We start from the raw sequence: 18,463 nt of genomic DNA on the forward strand, positions 1-18,463 counted from the left end.
TAAATTAGGCCGATCTGTAACCAGGTTGCAGATCGGCCGTATCAGATTTTATAAGCACTTAGCCGATTGTCGCTTTAACGATTCCGATTAACTGATCCGCATCGAAAGGCTTGGTCAGTGTGGCAACTGCTTTAGTAATTGCATACTGGTTAGCATTAAGACCGCTGATTACGATGACAGGGATTCGTTTAAGATCCTCGTTCTGGGTCAGCTTACGATAAAAGCGTGGACCCCATTCATTAGGCATTTCCAGATCAAGTGTGATCAGATCAGGGATTTCTTTCTCAGCAACTTCTATAGCGGCCTTTCCGTCTTCGGCGGTCACTGTTTCATAGCCGTTGTCACCGAACAGTTCGGTTAAGTAAGAACGAATCTCTTGATCATCATCTACGATTAAAATTTTCTTAGACATAACAATCCTCCTGATGAAGCTAGAATTAACCGGCAAATTTTAAAACCCGCAGCCGACCGAGATTGATCGGCTGCGGCCATTTGTAGGCAGTTAAACTTTATCCGGCTTGCTGACACTGACAACCGGGCAGTTTGCCCGGATAATGACCTGTTCCACAGTGGAACCGATCTTTGCCTTTTCTGCGTCAAGCTCGTGAGTGTGGTGAGCCATAACAATAAGGTCCACCTGTTTTTCACGGGCAAGTTTAACTATCTCCACGTAAGGAGCTCCTTCCCACACTTCGATATCAAAGTTCTTAAAGTCACCCATCAGCGGAACGTATGTTTCACGGATGCGCTTGCGGGCGACGATAAGGTCATCTTCAATCTGAGTCTGATCCAGAACCTTGCCGCTGATGTCCAGCGCGTGGAAGATGGTCAGAGTACAATCAAGCTCACGGGCTGTGTTAAGAGCAAATTTAAATGCGCTTACAGCCTGTTTGGAGAAGTCTGTTCCAAATAAGATGCTTGAGAAACCGCCCCAGTATGATGCGGATTCACGATGCACAGTCAGCACTGGACAGCGGGCTGCTTTAGCTACCTTTTGCAATGTGCTGCCGGGATAACCTTTACGGTATATGGCGTTATCGCCTGAGCTTGCGCCCATAACGATAAGGTCAGCATCCTGCGCACGTGCTTCGCGTAGAATTTCCCGGTGTGGAGCACCGGTAGTAATCACGATTCTGGCATTCTCGGCACCTGCGAATTGTTTTGCGTAAGTGGTCTTAAGTTCTTCTTCAACCCATGAGATATACTCTTCATCCACTTCAACTTCTTCGCCGGTACGAACATCATTAACAAAATTAGAGAAAGCCTTGGTAGGCACTCCCAGAACATGGAAGATTGTTACTTCCGAGCCGTAGCGTTTGGCCATATCGAAGGCTACGCGGGCAGCTCCGAAGCTTGCCGGAGATCCGGTGGTGGCCAAAAGAATTTTTTTAAACATGTGACACCTCGTTCGTTGCGGACTGTTGATGCTACTCTCTTGCCGATAAAGGTCGTAGTTACTCTTCGTCTTGTGGCAACAGATGTTCGGGCACATCCAGCATACCGATAATCAGCGGCTTGAGGAATGACCAGCGGATGCCGATTTTATACTCTTCCTCAAGGTCCCGGATAGCATCCCAGCAGTTATGGCATGGAGCGATAACCAGCTTGCAGCCGGTAGCGAGGATCTGATCCATTTTCTTGCGCAGAGCAACGTTACGCTGCTCACGGTACATGCCTATTCCGTTGAATCCACCACCACCGCCGCAGCAGTAGTTGTGCTCTTTGTTAGGAGACATCTCAACAAAGTATCCAGGTTCAACTATATAGCTGATGATTTCTCTGGTGATATCTTTAAGGCCCTGATTACGAACGTAGTTGCAGGAATCCTGCAGGGTGACAGGCTCTTTGATTCTTTTTGCAGGATCAATTTTAAGCTTGCCGGTGCGTAATGCTTCAGCCAGCCATTCTACGTAGTGGATGTAAGGACGAGGAGGTAAACCGTCAGGCCGGCCGGCCCAGTATGGTCCTTCAATAACTGTTGCGCGATGAGCGTGTCCGCATTCGGTTCCGATTGCACGTTTAGGGTTCAAACGTTCAATGGCACTGTATACATTAAGGACGTTGTCTTTACAGCATTCCCAGTCCCCTGCAAACATGGAGAGGGAAGTCTGTTCCCACCCTTCTGAAGGTACGGTCCAGTTTTCACCGGCTACGTGGAATAGAATTGCTGCTTCAGCTACATCTTCAGGATAATGCTTAGGTTCACGTGCGTTGCAGGTATACATGATGTCTGCATCCTGCTTGTCCACGGGGATTTCAAGACCCGGCCATTCTTCAGCGGTTTCTTCAGCCATCCATTCGCAGGTTTCAACCCAGTCTTCGGTGGTTACGTCCATCTGGGCGCGGTAAACGCGATGCATGCCGGAACCGATTTTAAGCTCCCACGGAACGAATCCCTGAGAGTAAAGAAGGCCTCTGAGGTAAGAGAACATAACACCCATGTCTATGCCGTGGGGACAGTACATTCCGCAACGGTTACAGCATGTGCATTGTGACCATGCGACATCCATGCAGTGACGCATGAATTCGTTGGTTACTTTACCTTTCTTTTTTATAATCTGTCCAAGTGTGGACTGAATCTTATAAGACGGTACCTGAGTAGGTACGCGACCGTTAACTTGATATAGAAAGCAACTTTCGGCGCAGAGTCCGCAATGAGCACAGATTTCCAGCCATGTTTTGGTTCTGGATTTCAGTGTCTTTTGGATTGCTCCCCAGAGGGCGTCAGAATCGACGTCCAGTTCTTTCATTTCTTCGTAGTATTGCTTACCGCGACTGTCGGACAGAGTCAGCTTAAGCTGTTCATCTGTCTTAATCGGGTTTCTATTACATAACTTTCCTTCAGGCATTGTGCTTCTCCTCTATGAGTCTGAATGAATCGGTTCCTGTTACCAGGACATGGAGGAACCCTTCATGCCGCCGCGTTTGATGCCGTAATCCATTCCGAGCTGTGCACGGGACATGAAGAACAGAACAACGTGGCTGAGCTTTGTGAAGGGCAGGCTCAACAACCAGATTTCACCCGTGATGATGTGGGCGATAAGCCAGAACTGATTGTCACCGATTGCATATCTGGAGATAAGCCCGGTAACAAAAGGAGCTAAGGTTATCACTATCATCAGATAATCATATGCTGTGGTAACAATTCTTACTTCAGGGAAAGCAACGCGGCGCAGAGCTAATAACAGACCTGCAACAATTGCCATCCATGTCATAAAATCAGCTACGCCGCTTGGAAGAGCCGGAAGGCTGATTCCAAGGTTTTCCTGTAGCATTACATTGTGAGCGATCAGGAAAATAGGAGTGATCACTATCCCAATATGAAATGCAAAGAACATAAGCGTGAACCCTGGACGAATTCTCCAGAGACGGGCGCCTACGGGGTTCAGGAAGCTGATGATTGAATTGAACGCACCTTTAAGTCCATAGGACATGTGAGCGCGGTAAGCTACTCGGTCAAGCTGCTGGCTGAGGCCCTTTATGTAGAGCACGACGCGCACCAACAGGCCACCGAAGCTGACTATGAATGTCAGCCAGAGCATAGGCCCTGTTAGAAAATCGTACATTTTTTATCTCCTCAAGTATCGGTTAAATCATTGTAGATTTAATCGTCGTTGTTGTTTCCACCCATCAGGTACTGCCAGAACAGAGTTACTCCGATAAGAGCTCCGCCCATGATCAAGTACACGATACCTTTGGTGAAAGTGTAGTACTCTTGCAGGTTGTGTAGTTCCATTTGATTTCTCCTAGGCGACTAGTGTTTGCCTTTGTAGTCCGGATGTTCGAAGAAAATCGGCATCCGAGTGGTAATGAAACGGAATATAACCACACCTAAGGTGACCACGAAGATGGAAATTCCTATCTCCATCATAGTGGGGAAGTACCTTTCTGACGAAGGCAGGTGGTAGTTAAACGCTATCAGTGAAATGTTGAATCTATTGAGAATGATACCGAGAACAGTGATAATCGCTGCATTCCTGATAATTGACAGATTCTTTTCACGGACACCGAGAGCGTAGAGGAAACAAGGCAGTGCAACAAAACCGATCATTTCAACCATGAACCACACACCGTAGCCTGTTGTCAGGTAATGCCAGTTGTTGCCGTATGCCAGTCCGATCATCTTGATGGCGAAGTATGCGAAGAGCACCAGAGATGCTGCCTTACCGAATCCGAGAACTACGCCGTCATGGTGTTTGAGGTATTCCTCATCCATCATGCGGTGCAGTTTTTTATGGGAAAGGGTTCCTTCGAAAATTACCATTGAGAGCCCTGCTGCGATACTGGATACAAAGAAGAACACCGGCAGATAAGGCGAGTACCACAGTGGGTGCAGCTTAGACGGTGCAATTGTATACAGTGCTCCGAGAGAGGACTGATGAAGTGTTGAAAGTACTACTCCGAATATAGTCAGAGCCAGAGTCAGTTTGACTACGACGTTTCTGAGTTTCTTCATGCCCAGCCATTCGAAAACGGCAGGAGTGAATTCTATAAACAGTACTGTCAGATATATCATAACGCACAGACCTACTTCGAAAAGCAGGGAGGTTGTTCCTTGCTGATAGAATATAGGGAACGGCAGTCTCCAAGGACGACCGAGGTCGTACATCAGTGCAAAAACCACCAGAGCGTATCCGAGGAATGCTGTTAGAATTGCCGGACGTACTGCGGAGTGAAACCGTTTAAGTCCGAAGATGTAACATGCTGCAGAGGTGGTATATCCACCGGCCGCAAGTGCTACGCCGCAGAGAAGGTCAAATCCGATCCAAATTCCCCAAGGGTTGTTGTCGTCAAGATTGGTGACAGCACCCAGCCCTTTGGTGAATCTGAGAACAGTTATGACCAGCCCCATAACAATGATGGCACCTGCAATCACATTAAACGGAGTGATTGCAGATTTTGATCCTGCGTTGCCGGGATTGGACATTAGGATTCCTCCTCGCTGTTTTCTTCCTGCTCATCTTTAGGAGCAAGGGCTTCTTCTACAGCTTTCTTGACTTCAACTTCGATCTGACGCTTGTTAGCGACATCTGCTTTTGTGAGTGCTTCAGAAAGAGTCTTTTCGGCTTGCGCGCTGGCTTTGGCGATAGCATTTTCAACGGCTTCTTTCTTTTCTTCTTCAGCAACTTTATCTTTGCGTTTGCTTATTGCATAAATGCCGCCGAGAAGTGCCGGCCAGAGACCAGCTACCATCGGTACGGATGCAAGCGCGCCTGCAGTAAGTTCAGGAGCAGATTTTGTTCCTAAATCTTCACGCATTCCCAGTTCGGAGAAAGGAACTCCGGAGAGGTAGAGCCAGCTTGTTCCGCCCATTTCAGTTTCACCGTAAATGTGATCTATGTAACGGTCCGGATTGCGCTTAATGCGATCGCGTGCGATTTTGATGAGTTCATCTCTTTCGCCGAAAACCAAAGCTTCTTTAGGGCATTCTTCTACGCAGCCGGGCAATTTGCCTTCAGCTTGCCTAGGAGCGCACATAGTACACTTCATAACTCTCGGGTGCAGAGGTTCGTCATATTCATAAGTCGGAATTTCGAAAGGGCATGCTACCATGCAGTAGCGACAGCCTACGCACACTGATTCGTCATAGACGACAGCTCCGTTAGGCAGTTTTTTAAATGCTTTTACAAAGCAAGCTGAAGCACAGGCCGGCTCCATACAGTGGTTACACTGTGACTTGCGGAAAAGAGGGCCTTTGCCGCTCTCATATTTATTAACAACAGTAAGAGTCTTTGCGTCGGTTCTGCGTTTTGTGTCCAGCACTGACAGATCATCAAATTTTTTGTCCGGAGCGGGCAAATTATTGACTTTGTTACATGCTGATTCACATTTGCGACAACCTATGCAGCGGGTTGCGTCGAAAAGGACGCCCTTGCTGCCGGGGTAGCCTTTGAATTCTTTGCTAGCTGACGCTACACTTGGAATTGAGGCTCCCACACAGGCTGTGCCAAGCATTCCGAGGAATGTTCTGCGTAACATTTATCCGTTCTCCTTCGGGCTAGCCGTTCTTTTTCGGTTCGTGACAGGATGAACAGTCGGTAGAAGCAGGCTTCGTGAGTTTCATGCTTTTGTGACAGGTCATACACTGGCCATGATAGGCTGCCTTGAGAGCCGGACGTCCGTCTATTTCTTTAACTGACGCATTAGCATGACAGCTTGCACAACTCGGAGGTGTCTTGGATGCAGGGCTGTTGTGATGACAGCTTGCACAGACAGTCAGAGGAGAGTTGTGGAACGAGTTCGCTAGTGGACTGCTTTTTATGTTCTTCACCAAAGTGAGAATTATCTTACGGTGGGGAAGTTTGCTTGCCTTATATTCGTTTTCCAGAGCGTTGATGGTAACGAATTCAGGGATATCAGCAGTATCGAGCATTGTCGGAGAAGTAGGTCTTTCGGAGATGAGGTCTGCAGCAAGCTCAGCCTTGGCGGAGGCGTCAAGAGTTGCCGGATTTGTATCACCTTTAGGACCGTTGTGGCAGACAACGCAGGATTCTTTGGATTTTAGAGCTGCTTTAGGCATCAACTCATGGCAACCTGCACAATTGGGATCTTTCTGCTTGATGGCATGACAACCTACGCAGCTGCGTGCGCTGTCAGGATTGTGCATAGCCTGATCCAGAGAAACGAATCCACCTTCTTTGGAACCGCGGTCGGTGTGACATTCCGAACATGATTTCTTTAAAGTTTTGTGGTGGCATGATGCACATGAATCTGTAACGTTTTCATGAGCTTTGTGGTTGAAAGCAACAGGAATCATTTCGCCTTTGGCAGCTTCGTTGCCGACGGTTCCTTTTGGAGCCGGAGCAGTCAGAAGTACTGCGTCAGGCTGCTTTCTCGGGAGACGCGGTAATGTTCCGCCCATTTTTTTCAGCAACTTGGCGTCGTCAGCTTTAATGTCTGCGGCTTCAGCAAGACCATGACATCCGGCACACTGAACAGGGCCGTATTTTTGGGCTTTGGCTGCTGCAAGGTCTTTGTGGCAGGTTATACACTGCTCATGGAAAGCTTCTGAAGTGTTTGTTTTTACATCACCTTCAGGTTTGGCAGTATGACAGGTCACGCACCCTTCTTCCTGTCCTTTTACGTATACGAGCTTCTGTGTTGCTTTATCGTATTCGTGGTGACAGCTTCCGCAGTTAGTGTCCTGGCCCTTATCATTTTTAATGATTTTTGAGTCCCAGTGGCGGAAATGCAAGGTGTTATCCATGCGTGCTGCTGCGTGTTCCGCTTTAACTTCGGGGTCAACCTGATGGCAACTGCGACATTCACCGACCTGAGGTCCGGTTTTTTTGCCTGCTGCTGCTTCTTTGGTATGACAGCTGATACAGCCGTTGTGGTAAATTTCCTTAAGCTGGTCAGGATTGCCGTTCTCGACTCTCATAAATTTGAGCGAGGTTTTGCCGTCCTTCTTTTTCTGGTGACAAGCAGTACAGTCCTTACCCTGTTCTGCTAATGCCTTTGTGTGTGCATCATGTAGAAACACAACCGCAGGCAATTCCAGTTTCTGCTGAGCAGCAATAGTGTCGATCATAATTAGATCCGGACGCTCATTGCTTTCATCTTGCGGGGTTCCTACCATACTCATCGCTTCCAAATGGAAGCCGAGCACCCCGACAAGGATGATCAGAAGACTGGACAATCGCAATAATTTTTTTCCGTTTGCCATGATATCGATCCCCTCTCTCAAAGCATTGGACGTTGCAGCTTTATACTTAGCGTCCTTTGTTGCCTCTCCTCGTGAATTTCCGGATTTTCCGACTCATAATCCCTCATAGGGAGCAGCCGATATAAAAAAATCCGGACACACCGATTCGACGCGCCTCATTCCCTATCAATGCAGGAGGTATTAATACCTCCTCTTTAGATAGGTATTTTTACCTGCTCGATAGGTATGTTAATATTTATAGTCTCGTCAAGGGGGGGCGTGATAAAAAACGCTTCTCTTTTCTTGTAAATAACCGACTTAAACCGTCTGATTTCAAGTTACAGTTAAAAAAAGTATTTGCTGTAACAATAGGGTTTTTAAGCCTTTTTAAAAATAAACATGCGGACAGTTATTTTATGCGATTTTAGGAGTCTTTTCTTTGGTGCAATGCAAGTTTCTATTGAATAACTATTTAATATATTGATTAAATAATTAGATGTGATTTAGAAGAATTGATGTCTGAAAAAAAATTTAAACATAAAAAAAAGATCCTGTGAAAGGAATCACAGGATCGTAAAATTTCGATAGGAGTGAGTAATATTAAATAAGGCATTTCGTCCGGAAGTTGAAGTCTATTTTGGTGATCTATATTTTGACTCAGCAGTTTTTTGGATTGAGCTTTGTGAAGTGTTTGAAATGCCGGCTAAACCATTATTTCGCTTTTTTTCATATTTCTGAGCATCTTTCGAAAGAGGTATAATCGTTTGTACTTCTTCATGTTCATTATATAAAATTTTGTAAGACATTTTATTTCCGTCAGCGACTGATTCTACGGGAGTTCCTACCACTTCCCATAAACCGCATGTAAAAACATCAGCAACGCCATGAAATAAGGCTCGTCCTGCTTTCGCTCCGCCTGAGTAGCCGTCAACAAATGAAAAAACATCATATTCTACTGAGCCGTCAGCTCGCTTAACTGTGCTGACAGGCTGTCCGAATTCTCCGAGCATTACTGATCTGGGTTGCCCCTCAATGATCATAGACATTTCTTTGCCGTCCGGCTGATTAGCCGCCATATAAACTGAACATCCGCTAACGCTTAATGACATTCCTAATAACAATAATAAAAATATAGCTTTTAACTTCATAACAATTTTACCTCAATAAATTATAAGTTTATTTCGTACAAAAATATCTGTTTATTTGTATTAATATATCGTGTCAATAATTATAAAATAGTAATTTTTATATTATTGGAGAGTGTATAAGAGTGTTTTGCAGTTTTAGTTTAAGAGACGAATGGCAGAAAAAAGTCTTATCAAGCTATCGAGTTGAGTAACAAAATCCGCATTTGGGAGACTCAACTTATAGTCGTAATTGCGTAATTTTTTTGTCAAATTCCATAAAAAAAGGCTGGTTAACATTATGTTAACCAGCCTTTATATCGAGCCTTTTTGGTCGGGATGAGAGGATTTGAACCTCCGGCCCCTTGAACCCCATTCAAGTGCGCTACCAGGCTGCGCTACATCCCGACTCGGAGGGGTTTGATATTGAATTGTTTTTTATAAGTCAACTTTTTTATCTATTTTGATATGTAAGTAATTGATCACCGTTATTTTTAGGGTTTTACTTATGACCGCAATTTTTACCTTTTTTAATATTATTTTAGTTGTTACAAGAGAGTGTCTATTTGGCTCTTTTTAAAGGACATAGATTGTTATTATAATTAGTTAGTGTATTATTATTATGAATAACCGCCTTAGATTTTATTGTATTTAATTTATTTGGAGGAATTACTTTGAGAAATTTAAATCTTCGTTGGAAAATAATGATAATTCTGGCAATCGTTGTACCTGTAATTATAGGTCTTACATTGATTCAGGAAAATATCTTTATTAATAAAATGCGTGACGGTGCCGAAAAACAAGGCATTGAAATGGCGCAAAGTTATGCGAATAAGATAGATACTGATATGACTGGAGCTATGACCTCCGCGCGTACTATTGCCCTCATAGTTGAAGGAATGGCCGCGAAGAAAGGTCACGATTCCAGAGAAGTTTTACTGGGATCAGTCAAAAATTTTCTTAAGGACCATGAAGAATTTCTTGGTACCTATATTGCTTTAGAGCCGAATGCTCTCGACGGAAGAGATGATGATTTTAAAGGAGCTGAATTTCATAATCCTGACGGAAGATTCGTTCCATGGGTATACCGTGATTCCGGTCAGCTCAAAGTAATACCCAGCGTAGGTTATGATAAGGATAATGCCGATGGTGCATGGTACTTTCTACCTAAAAAGAATGATGGTGAGATTGTCATGGAACCTTACGCATATGCAATCGGCGACAAAAATGTGTTAATGGTCGACATGATTTCTCCCATAAATCTTGACGGTAAATTCATAGGTGTTGCCGGGGTTGATTTCCCGATGAATACCATTGATAAATTTATAAACAGTCTTGACGTTTTCGGGACAGGATATGCCTTTTTGCTGTCCAACAGCGGACGGTATATGGCTCATCCCCAAAGCAAAGAATATGTTGAAGGGGAAAAGAATTTCTTCACAGATGAAAATATAAGTGCATCTATCAGAGCAGAGGTAAAAGATCAGGTCCTCAAAGGAAAGGTTTATGCACAGTACGAAACATCGGACAACGGGGCTACTTATTATGTATTCGTTCCGATTATTTTAGGGAGGTCTCATAGCCCACTGATTTTGGGATTAAGTATCCCGATGAATCATGTCCTCGCTGAGGCCAAAGATTTAAGCAATATGATGCTTGGCTTGGGGCTTGCCGGGATAATTTTAGTGATAATCGCGATATTTTTGATTTCTAATTCAATTACGAAACCGCTGCATGCGACGGTTGGTGCGCTTGAAGCGATAGCTGACGGTGACTTTACTGTTCGCCTTCCTGCAAAATCTACCGATGAGATCGGGAGAATGCAGGGTTCGGTTAACGGCATGACTGAAAAACTTGAACAGGGCATTACTGAAATCAAGGAAAAGCAGGCCATGGCCGAGGAAAAAACTCTGATAGCTGAAAAAGCTGTTGCGCAGGCGACTGAAGCACAGGCAAGAGCTGAATGTGCAAAAGTTGAAGGAATGCATATGGCTGCTGACAGGCTTGAAAGTATTGCTGAGCGCAATTCAGCCGGGTCAAAAGATATGCTTTCTCAGTCGCAGGAAATTGAGAACGGCAGCCAACTGCAACGTGAAAGAATTCATTCAACAGCTACCGCTATGGAAGAAATGAATGCAACAGTTCTCGAAGTTGCCAGAAATGCCGGAGATACTGCCGAGCAGGTTAATCAATCTAAGAACAGTGCACTTGAAGGTTCAAAAGTAATCACCGAAACAGTCAGATCGATGGACGCAATCCAGAAACAGGCAGAAAATCTGAAAGTGGATATGGGGAAACTGGGACAGCAGGCGCATGACATCGGAACCATTATGAATGTAATTGAAGATATTGCAGACCAGACCAATCTGCTTGCTCTGAACGCCGCTATTGAAGCAGCCCGTGCCGGCGAAGCCGGAAGAGGATTTGCAGTTGTAGCTGATGAAGTTAGAAAGCTCGCTGAAAAAACGATGGGAGCGACTAAGGAAGTCGGTGATTCTATCGGAGGCATACAGAAGGTAGCGCAGGCGAATATTAAGAATATGGATTCCGTTGTAGATAACATCTCGACAGCTACAGAGCTTTCCCGAAATTCAGGTAGCGTCTTTGATCAGATTGTTCAGGGCGTTGAACTTTCATCTGAAAGGATTCGAAGCATTGCTACTGCCGCAGAAGAGCAGTCAGCTACCTCTGAAGAAATTAACCGTTCGATTGATGAAATTAATCAAATCGCAATGCAGACCGCAGAAGCCGCGGCAGAAGCCAGTTCAGCCGCTGAAGATATGTCCAGACAGGCTGATGAACTGATCACAATCATTGCAGATATGAAGGCCGAGAAGTAGGCTGATTCTAAATACTTATTGAAAAGTGACCGAAAGCAATTTCGGTCACTTTTTTTTGCAGCAGAGAATAATTTTAAATAAGTTCATCAGCTTCATTATAGTTTGGATTTTCTAAACTGAGGCTGACTATATCTGCTGATAAAGTTTTTTTAGGTTTTACTCCCAGCTCTTTCAAAAGTTCTGTCTGTCTAACAATGTTCCCTTTACCGGATGTCAGCTTGCCATAGGCGTTATCGTATGCGCTTTGCGCTTGGCCCAGACGTTCTCCCACCCTTGTGAGATCTTCGACAAATCCCACAAATTTATTATATAATTCAGCGCCCCTGTGGGCTATTTCCTGTGCGTTCCGGCTTTGCTGTTCCTGCCTCCATAAGTGTGCAACTGTGCGGATAACGAAGAGCAGAGTGCTTGGACTTACAATCAATACATTTTTATTCCACGCGTCCTGCCACATGGTAGCATCTTGGGTACTGCCGAGTATGAAAGCTGATTCAATAGGTACAAACATGATTACGAAGTCCAGCGATTCCAAACCGTACAGCAACTGATAATTCTTTCCTGACAGTCCTTTGATGTGTGTCCGCATTGAATCAAGATGGCGTTTAAGTGCATTGTTCCGGCTGTTGTCATCTTCTGCGTTAACGTAATCATTATAACCGTTGAGTGATACTTTTGCGTCGACAATCAGATGCCTGCTGTCCGGCAGATGTACAACTACGTCAGGCATTGCGCGTGATCCGTCATTTCTGGTATGGTTTTCCTGAACATCATATTCCTGCCCTTTGCGCAGGCCGGACATTTCGAGAACCCGTTCTAAAATAAGTTCACCCCAGTTACCCTGAGTTTTAGTCTGTCCTTTGAGAGCCTTAGTTAAATTATGAGCATCCGCTGAAAGCTGCTGATTAAGCTCCATTAATTGTTTAACCTGTTCAGAAAGAGCACTTCGATCTTTACTCTCCTGCAAATAAACTTCTTCAACTTTTCCCTGAAAATCACCGATTTTTGCTTTCAATGGTGTGAGAAGCTGATTTAAATTTGTTTGATTCTGTTCAGTAAATTTTTTTGTTTTTTCTTCGAGAATATCATTTGCAAGGGCTTTAAACTGGTTGGAAAGTTCTTCCCTTGCACTGCTCAGCAGAGCAATTTTTTCAATGCTTTGTTGGCGTTCATTCTCGAGTTCTGTCTGTAATCTTGCTCTGCTTCTCACTAGCTTTTGTTGGGTTTCTAAAAATCCGCTTTGCTCTTTTTGAAGTGTTTTAATTAATTCATCGGCCTTATTAAGTTGCTCCGATTGTGAATTGATTGTGGATTCACTTGAACCGTTTTTTTCACGCAGGTCGGCAAGATCATGGTTGAGGGCAGATACTTCATCTTGAGCGTGTGCTAATTCCTGACTCAGTTCTGGGATACGTGTAAGGCGCTCTTCTAACTGCGTTAGCCGGTTTCGCGCGTTCAGATTCGCCAGAGTCATTCTGTTAAAATGGAAGACTAAAGCACCGATGATGCCGACAATTAATCCGGCTAAAAACAGAAACGGTTCAACAGGTAAAGAATAAATATATTCGAGCACAGCGTTTTTCCTTGGATAGTTATCATTTTAAGTCTTAGAGTTTAGATTGCTGTACTATAATTTTTGATGTTGATTAACAAGCTTGGGCGTGCGTGGGGTGTGATACACTTTGTTTTTTTAAAAAAGCGGAGATGAAAGTTTAGTTGCTGCTGGTGAGATATAAATGTAATTTGTAATAAGCTACTCTTAAAATCAAGGGTATGCTGCTGAAAAAGGAGGAATGTAATGAGCGAGTTAAGCAAAACAGCTATTGTTACTGGCGGTTCGCGCGGTATTGGCAGAGCGATTTCTATGCGTTTAGCTGAAGATGGTTTTTCTGTTGTTGTCAATTATCTTGGCAATGAAAAAGAAGCAGAAAGAACCGTTTCAGATATAATCAATAATGGCGGGAAAGCAAAAGCTATAAAGGGTGATGTTGGACGAGTTGAAGATGTCTCTAGAATGTTTGTTACGGCAATGGAGACTTTTGGTAGTGTTGATGTTGTGGTGAATAGTGCCGGGATAATGCCGCTTATGCACATTAAGGGTGCGGATATGGATATCTTCGACAAAGTAATAAATGCGAATCTTCGAGGGGCTTTCATCGTTTTAGGGCAAGCTGCGGAATATCTGCAAAGTGGCGGGAGAATAATTGCCTTGTCATCAAGCGTTATCGGGCCGGCTTTCCCTGGGTACGGACCATATATCGCAGCCAAAGCTGGGGTTGAAGGTTTAGTGCGAGTGCTGGCTAATGAACTTCGCGGTCAGGGTATTTCTGTTAATGCTATTGCCCCCGGACCTATTGGAACGGAATTATTCTATGCAGGTAAAACCGAGGAACAGATTGCTAAAATCGGTAGTATGGCTCCGCTGGAACCACGTCTTGGCACACCGGAAGAAATAGCAGCTGCGGTTTCGTTTTTGGCTGGACCTGATGGCAAATGGGTCAATGCGCAGGTGCTACGTGTTAACGGTGGCTTTGCATAATCTTTGAAGGAGATAACAGTATAATTTGTAGTTAGTTATACTACAAAATGCGGTTTGCCAGAATTTCTGGCGTACCGCATTTTTTTTACATGTGATTTAAATATAAATGTTTGTAAAAATATCCAATGATAGGGTATGAATAAGCATGACAGAATCTTCAATTGATAAAACCTCATCACTGACCTTAGTCCCTCAGACCTCCTCTGTCGCATTCAGAGGCTCTCTTCTTCATCATGTTGCGCATGAATTTTTTTCCAACAGCGCGCATTTTCCGCTGGCGAATATTTTGCTTGAAGCTTTGCTGCATGGGCAGGAAATTCTTTTTGAACCGGATCTATACGCTTTATTGTGTGGAAGTCTGATTCAGGCATGGTTTTTAGGTTTATGGGAATTTAAAGGGAAGAATCGTAAATTTATAGGCAATCTCATCGGTCCTGCTGTGTATACTGTTATTGAATTTATGTTTGACGGAATGGCGTTTTTCGAAGGTTTTAATCACTGGGCCTATTGGGGATTTTCAATTTTGATCGGATTATTTTCATTCCTCGGAACAAAGTTTGACGGCAAGACCGGGGAGTTATTTATAGTCCTTGAAAATTTAGTGCGCACTTTAATAATGCTGGGGATGTATTGGATTTTTGAAATTCTTTCCAAACCGGTTAATATTTCACCTTCGGTCTTCTTTACAGACGGAAGTCACGTTTTTTTTGCCTCAGTAGTAGTGATGCTCGGCATCATTATTGGCTTGGAACGGGTTAATTCCATGATGCATATGGAAAAGGTGGTTGAACTGACCGACCGTCTGGGCGAATATTCAGAATGGTTACTTGGCCGAGAGCTGCTCAGCCGCGCTTTATCTGATCCTGAAACTTCTCTAGGGTTACGACGGCGGGAAAGGTATGTACTTTTTATGGACATACGCGGATTCACTGCTTGGAGCGAGCTTCATTCCCCTGAAGTTGTCGTAGGTATGCTGAACAGGTATTTCTCGTTATCCGAAGATGTCTGGCAACGTTTCCAAGCGGTAAAAGCCAAATACACAGGTGATGAAGTTATGGCGGTGTTTTCTGATGGTGAGCAGGCTATTAAAGCTGCTCTTGTGTTTACAGCCGTGGTGGGAAAGCTGCTTTCAGAAATATATCTGTCCGTCGGTATAGGTGTTCATTACGGACCGCTTATGGAAGGGGCTTTGGGCAGCTCTAAGGTTAAGGCTTATGATGTAATCGGTGATACCGTAAATACTGCTAAAAGATTGTGTGACCATGCAGAACCAGGTGAAATACTTGTTTCTAGGGAAGTGCTTGCCTCATTGCAAAGTGGTTTAAACAGCTGGTTTAAAGCGGAGCAAAGCAGATTTATTCAGGCAAAAGGAAAGCGTGAACTTATCGAAGTTTTTCCGCTGCTTAAAGGTGACTGAAAGATTCAGTTAATTGTTAAAAGTTGTTTTTTGCAAAATCATTTTCTGCGAAGGCATAACCGTTTTTGCCCGTTTTTTTAATTGAGTACATAGCGTCATCAGCTTCTTTAATGAGTCTTTCAACATCATGCTGGGCACAGGAAGCAGTGCAAACCGCGATACCTACGCTTGCCCCGACAGTGACCTGATTGTTTTCATGAATAAATGGAATTGCGATTGATTTAACTATATTAGCTGCAATTTTGTTTAAGTCTTCTTTTGAGTTTATCTCATTTAAAACAATTAAAAATTCATCGCCGCCGATTCTCGCAACCGTATCTACTTTTCTTACGCAGGAAAGTAATCTTTTCGCTGTCTCTTTTAAAACAATATCACCTGCATCATGGCCGAGTGTATCGTTTACATTTTTAAAGCCGTCCAAGTCTACGAACATTACAGCTGTCATCAGTTCTTTGCGGGTAGCTATAGCAAAGGCAAGTCTCACGCGGTCCTTGGCAAGTTTGAGAGTCGGCAGACCTGTAAGCGTATCATGTGTTGCCATGTGGCGGATCTGTTCTTCGATGTTTTTCTGCTCTGTTACATCCCAGTTTACTCCGGTCATGCGGAGGGGATTATTTTTTACGTCTCGCTCGACTTTAGCTGCGGCATGAATGTATTTTATTTCACCGCTTGCAGTAATGATTCTGAATTCAGTATCAAATGTACCTTTTCCTTCAACCGCAGCAGAAAGTTTACCCTTGGCGTCTTCTGCGTCTTCAGGATGCAGAGCGGTGGCCCATGTTTCATAATTGGGGTTAATATCTGACGGCACATCGTATAGCTCAAACATTCTTTCATTCCACTTCAATAAATTTGTTGCTATTTCCAAGCTCCAAATTCCAATTTTTCCGGCTTTTGCAGCAAGCATAAGTTGGGCTGATGTTTGTTTAAGGTCTTTTGTAGTTTTATCATGATTTTCAATTTCGAATTCGAGTGTATTTTGTGTGGAGTAGGTACGCCATGCTTCCGCGGACGTCTTTTGAAAAAGATGGACAATGAACGCAATCAAGATTGTTAAAATAGAGCCGATCAATAAAGCTATTGATGCATGATTATTTTGATGGTGGGCGAAGAAAAATTTTGTCGGGCGGCAAGAAATTATGATCTTATGCCCCATGATTATTGCTGCCGCGTTTGCATCAAAAGAGCTTTGTTGTAGCAGTTCCCAGCCAGTCTGCGTATATACGGGAATTCCGTCTAAGGTTACGGATATTTTGAATTCGTCAATGTCATTGGGAATATCATCAGTACGGAAAACATGGTTAAGCCATGGTTTAATACGAAAAACTGCTGAAATTAATCCGTCGTAACCTTGCTTAGTGTAGATAGGAAAATAAATTATAAAGCCTTTGCCGCCTTGTACTAAATCAATTGGTTTAGACATGATCGGCATTTTTGTGTTTTTTGCCTGCTCAAGAGAAACCCTTCTATTTTCTTCGAATCCTAGATTAAGGTTCACAGCCTTTTCATTTCCAGCTAATGGAACAATCCATTTGACATGCAAAGCTTTGTCTATCCATGTAATGGCTTGAAAGCCGGGGAGATCAATAACGTAATGCCCAGCATCATTTTTAAAGCTTGATTCTGTGGTCCCATCGTCAAATTCCCAGCGGCTGACAATACGTTTGAGCGCAGGAATTCTGGAGCGCATGTCCGCTTGAATATCTTCTGAGAGTTTTTTTGCGTGTTCTATAACCAAATCTCGATGGTCAGCTCGGTCTTCTTGTCTAAGGGACCACCAGAAAATTAAAACTAAAGAAAAAAGGAGAGAACCTATAAGAATAGGAAGCCAAAGATTATTGATCCGCGGCTCTGCTGATATACGTTTCTTGCTTTTTGTAATCATGTCTCTTCCGGTGTTGGTCCGTTAAAGATGCCATAATCTGCACAGTGCATAATCATATTATCGCATAGTTGCGGTTCTATGGCTATGCAAATTTCTTATAGTATATAAGCATACTCCTGAGAGGTGAGCTGGAATAGATGTTTTAATCGATGGAAATGTGAAATCTGAAATATTTATCCTTTGCCGTCTTATTCGCTTTTTTGTCCCGGAGCTGTCACATATAGTTCAACTTCTTTGCTTTTCATCAGATCTCTAAAAGCTACTGAGGGCTTTTTGTCTGTAAAAATGGCATCAATTTCGGATAAATCAGCGATGCGGACCATGGCATTCCTGTTGAATTTAGTGTGGTCTGTGACAAGAAAAGTATTTCTGGCATTGTTGATAATTTCACGGGCAACACTTACTTCATGGTAGTCATAGTCGAGCAGGGTCCCGTCTTCATCAATGCCGGAAACTCCGATTATACCGTAGTCCACCTTAAACTGCTTGATGAATTCGACTGTTGCTTCGCCAGTAATCCCTTTGTCCCGCTGTCGTACCATTCCTCCGGCAACAATGACTTCACAGTCAGTATTGCTCATTATCAGGGCAACATTGAGGTTGTTGGTAATAACTCTGAGACCTTTGTGGCTTGAAAGAGCTTTGGCTACTTCTTCAGTGGTTGTCCCTATGTTTATGAAGAGGGAGGCGCGGTCAGGAATGTGTGTGGCTACCATTTCCGCGATGAGTCTTTTTTCTTGATATAAGATATTTCTTCTATCGTTATAATCAACGTTTTCAACACTTGATGACCGTCCTGCTCCGCCATGAAAACGCTGCAGGAGCTGGAGGTCGCAAAGTTTGTTTATATCACGCCGGATAGTCTGAGGCGTTACTTCAAATTGTTGAGCCAACGATTCAATGGGTGCGAACCCTTTGTCATTAACAATATCTAATATTTCACGCTGTCTTTTTGATAGTGAGCTTAAATTTAATTTCAAGTTGTTACGCTTTTTGGTTTTAAGTTTGTCAGTCAA

General features: G+C 43.7%; 15 protein-coding genes and 1 tRNA gene. 3 read left to right on the forward strand and 13 right to left on the reverse strand.

Annotated elements, in window-relative coordinates; genetic code table 11:
- Positions 1-58: 58 nt before the first annotated feature.
- From divK to B9N78_RS09690, 10 genes are all read right to left on the reverse strand, one after another.
- Positions 59-412: a DVU0259 family response regulator domain-containing protein gene (divK, locus tag B9N78_RS09645; protein WP_085101683.1), complete on the reverse strand. Its 354-nt coding sequence runs from the start codon at positions 410-412 to the stop codon at positions 59-61.
- Between the two features lie 90 nt (positions 413-502).
- Positions 503-1,396 carry a universal stress protein gene (locus tag B9N78_RS09650; RefSeq protein ID WP_085101685.1) on the reverse strand — a complete coding sequence of 298 codons (894 nt, stop codon included), beginning with the start codon at positions 1,394-1,396 and terminating at the stop codon, positions 503-505.
- A 58-nt stretch (positions 1,397-1,454) separates the two neighbouring features.
- Positions 1,455-2,849 (reverse strand): sulfate respiration complex iron-sulfur protein HmcF, encoded by a 1,395-nt coding sequence (hmcF, locus tag B9N78_RS09655; protein ID WP_085101687.1) that lies wholly within the window; start codon positions 2,847-2,849, stop codon positions 1,455-1,457.
- 39 nt (positions 2,850-2,888) lie between these two features.
- Positions 2,889-3,566, reverse strand: coding sequence for a sulfate respiration complex protein HmcE (hmcE, locus tag B9N78_RS09660; protein WP_085101688.1), 678 nt, complete (start codon positions 3,564-3,566; stop codon positions 2,889-2,891).
- Between the two features lie 38 nt (positions 3,567-3,604).
- A complete protein-coding gene (gene hmcD, locus B9N78_RS09665) occupies positions 3,605-3,736 on the reverse strand; it encodes a sulfate respiration complex protein HmcD (RefSeq protein WP_085101690.1) in 132 nt (43 codons plus the stop codon).
- Positions 3,737-3,754: 18 nt separating this feature from the next.
- Positions 3,755-4,927 carry a sulfate respiration complex protein HmcC gene (gene hmcC / locus B9N78_RS09670; protein ID WP_085101692.1) on the reverse strand — a complete coding sequence of 391 codons (1,173 nt, stop codon included), beginning with the start codon at positions 4,925-4,927 and terminating at the stop codon, positions 3,755-3,757.
- On the reverse strand, positions 4,927-5,979 hold the full coding sequence (hmcB, locus tag B9N78_RS09675; protein ID WP_085101694.1) for a sulfate respiration complex iron-sulfur protein HmcB: 1,053 nt from the start codon (positions 5,977-5,979) through the stop codon (positions 4,927-4,929). The genes hmcC and hmcB overlap by 1 nt, the downstream gene beginning before the upstream one ends.
- A gap of 19 nt (positions 5,980-5,998) precedes the next feature.
- Positions 5,999-7,666 carry a sulfate respiration complex hexadecaheme cytochrome HmcA gene (hmcA, locus tag B9N78_RS09680; RefSeq protein ID WP_085101695.1) on the reverse strand — a complete coding sequence of 556 codons (1,668 nt, stop codon included), beginning with the start codon at positions 7,664-7,666 and terminating at the stop codon, positions 5,999-6,001.
- Between the two features lie 611 nt (positions 7,667-8,277).
- Entirely contained in the window at positions 8,278-8,721 is a 444-nt protein-coding gene (locus tag B9N78_RS09685; protein WP_212637019.1) for a hypothetical protein, read from the reverse strand.
- A gap of 379 nt (positions 8,722-9,100) precedes the next feature.
- Positions 9,101-9,177: transfer RNA gene (locus B9N78_RS09690), tRNA-Pro, on the reverse strand.
- A 266-nt stretch (positions 9,178-9,443) separates the two neighbouring features.
- Here B9N78_RS09690 and B9N78_RS09695 point away from each other — a divergent pair.
- Positions 9,444-11,609 (forward strand): methyl-accepting chemotaxis protein, encoded by a 2,166-nt coding sequence (locus B9N78_RS09695; protein WP_245805516.1) that lies wholly within the window; start codon positions 9,444-9,446, stop codon positions 11,607-11,609.
- 73 nt (positions 11,610-11,682) lie between these two features.
- Here B9N78_RS09695 and B9N78_RS09700 read toward each other — a convergent pair whose 3' ends face one another.
- Positions 11,683-13,179, reverse strand: a complete 1,497-nt coding sequence (locus B9N78_RS09700) for a DNA recombination protein RmuC (protein ID WP_245805517.1) — start codon at positions 13,177-13,179, stop codon at positions 11,683-11,685.
- 225 nt (positions 13,180-13,404) lie between these two features.
- Here B9N78_RS09700 and B9N78_RS09705 point away from each other — a divergent pair, with 225 nt between their 5' ends.
- Both B9N78_RS09705 and B9N78_RS09710 read left to right on the forward strand, forming a co-directional pair.
- On the forward strand, positions 13,405-14,145 hold the full coding sequence (locus B9N78_RS09705; RefSeq protein ID WP_085101697.1) for an SDR family oxidoreductase: 741 nt from the start codon (positions 13,405-13,407) through the stop codon (positions 14,143-14,145).
- A gap of 145 nt (positions 14,146-14,290) precedes the next feature.
- On the forward strand, positions 14,291-15,562 hold the full coding sequence (locus tag B9N78_RS09710) for an adenylate/guanylate cyclase domain-containing protein (RefSeq protein WP_085101698.1): 1,272 nt from the start codon (positions 14,291-14,293) through the stop codon (positions 15,560-15,562).
- 16 nt (positions 15,563-15,578) lie between these two features.
- Here the strand turns inward: B9N78_RS09710 and B9N78_RS09715 are convergent, their stop codons facing one another.
- Together B9N78_RS09715 and B9N78_RS09720 are read right to left on the reverse strand one after the other, a co-directional pair.
- Entirely contained in the window at positions 15,579-17,447 is a 1,869-nt protein-coding gene (locus B9N78_RS09715) for a sensor domain-containing diguanylate cyclase (protein ID WP_085101699.1), read from the reverse strand.
- Positions 17,448-17,635: 188 nt separating this feature from the next.
- The gene (locus B9N78_RS09720; RefSeq protein ID WP_085101700.1) at positions 17,636-18,463 is read right to left on the reverse strand and encodes a DeoR/GlpR family DNA-binding transcription regulator; all 828 of its coding nucleotides are present in this window, start codon (positions 18,461-18,463) and stop codon (positions 17,636-17,638) included.

The sequence above is a fragment of the Desulfovibrio gilichinskyi genome, from assembly GCF_900177375.1.
In the GTDB taxonomy this organism is placed as follows: domain Bacteria; phylum Desulfobacterota; class Desulfovibrionia; order Desulfovibrionales; family Desulfovibrionaceae; genus Maridesulfovibrio; species Maridesulfovibrio gilichinskyi.

Coding starts and splice junctions, on each gene's coding strand:
- hmcD (WP_085101690.1), bottom strand. CDS start 3,736: ATGGAACTACACAACCTGCAAGAGTACTACACTTTCACCAAAGGTATC.
- hmcF (WP_085101687.1), bottom strand. CDS start 2,849: ATGCCTGAAGGAAAGTTATGTAATAGAAACCCGATTAAGACAGATGAA.
- B9N78_RS09715 (WP_085101699.1), bottom strand. CDS start 17,447: ATGATTACAAAAAGCAAGAAACGTATATCAGCAGAGCCGCGGATCAAT.
- hmcA (WP_085101695.1), bottom strand. CDS start 7,666: ATGGCAAACGGAAAAAAATTATTGCGATTGTCCAGTCTTCTGATCATC.
- hmcB (WP_085101694.1), bottom strand. CDS start 5,979: ATGTTACGCAGAACATTCCTCGGAATGCTTGGCACAGCCTGTGTGGGA.
- B9N78_RS09685 (WP_212637019.1), bottom strand. CDS start 8,721: ATGGCGGCTAATCAGCCGGACGGCAAAGAAATGTCTATGATCATTGAG.
- B9N78_RS09710 (WP_085101698.1), top strand. CDS start 14,291: ATGACAGAATCTTCAATTGATAAAACCTCATCACTGACCTTAGTCCCT.
- hmcE (WP_085101688.1), bottom strand. CDS start 3,566: ATGTACGATTTTCTAACAGGGCCTATGCTCTGGCTGACATTCATAGTC.
- divK (WP_085101683.1), bottom strand. CDS start 412: ATGTCTAAGAAAATTTTAATCGTAGATGATGATCAAGAGATTCGTTCT.
- B9N78_RS09650 (WP_085101685.1), bottom strand. CDS start 1,396: ATGTTTAAAAAAATTCTTTTGGCCACCACCGGATCTCCGGCAAGCTTC.
- hmcC (WP_085101692.1), bottom strand. CDS start 4,927: ATGTCCAATCCCGGCAACGCAGGATCAAAATCTGCAATCACTCCGTTT.
- B9N78_RS09705 (WP_085101697.1), top strand. CDS start 13,405: ATGAGCGAGTTAAGCAAAACAGCTATTGTTACTGGCGGTTCGCGCGGT.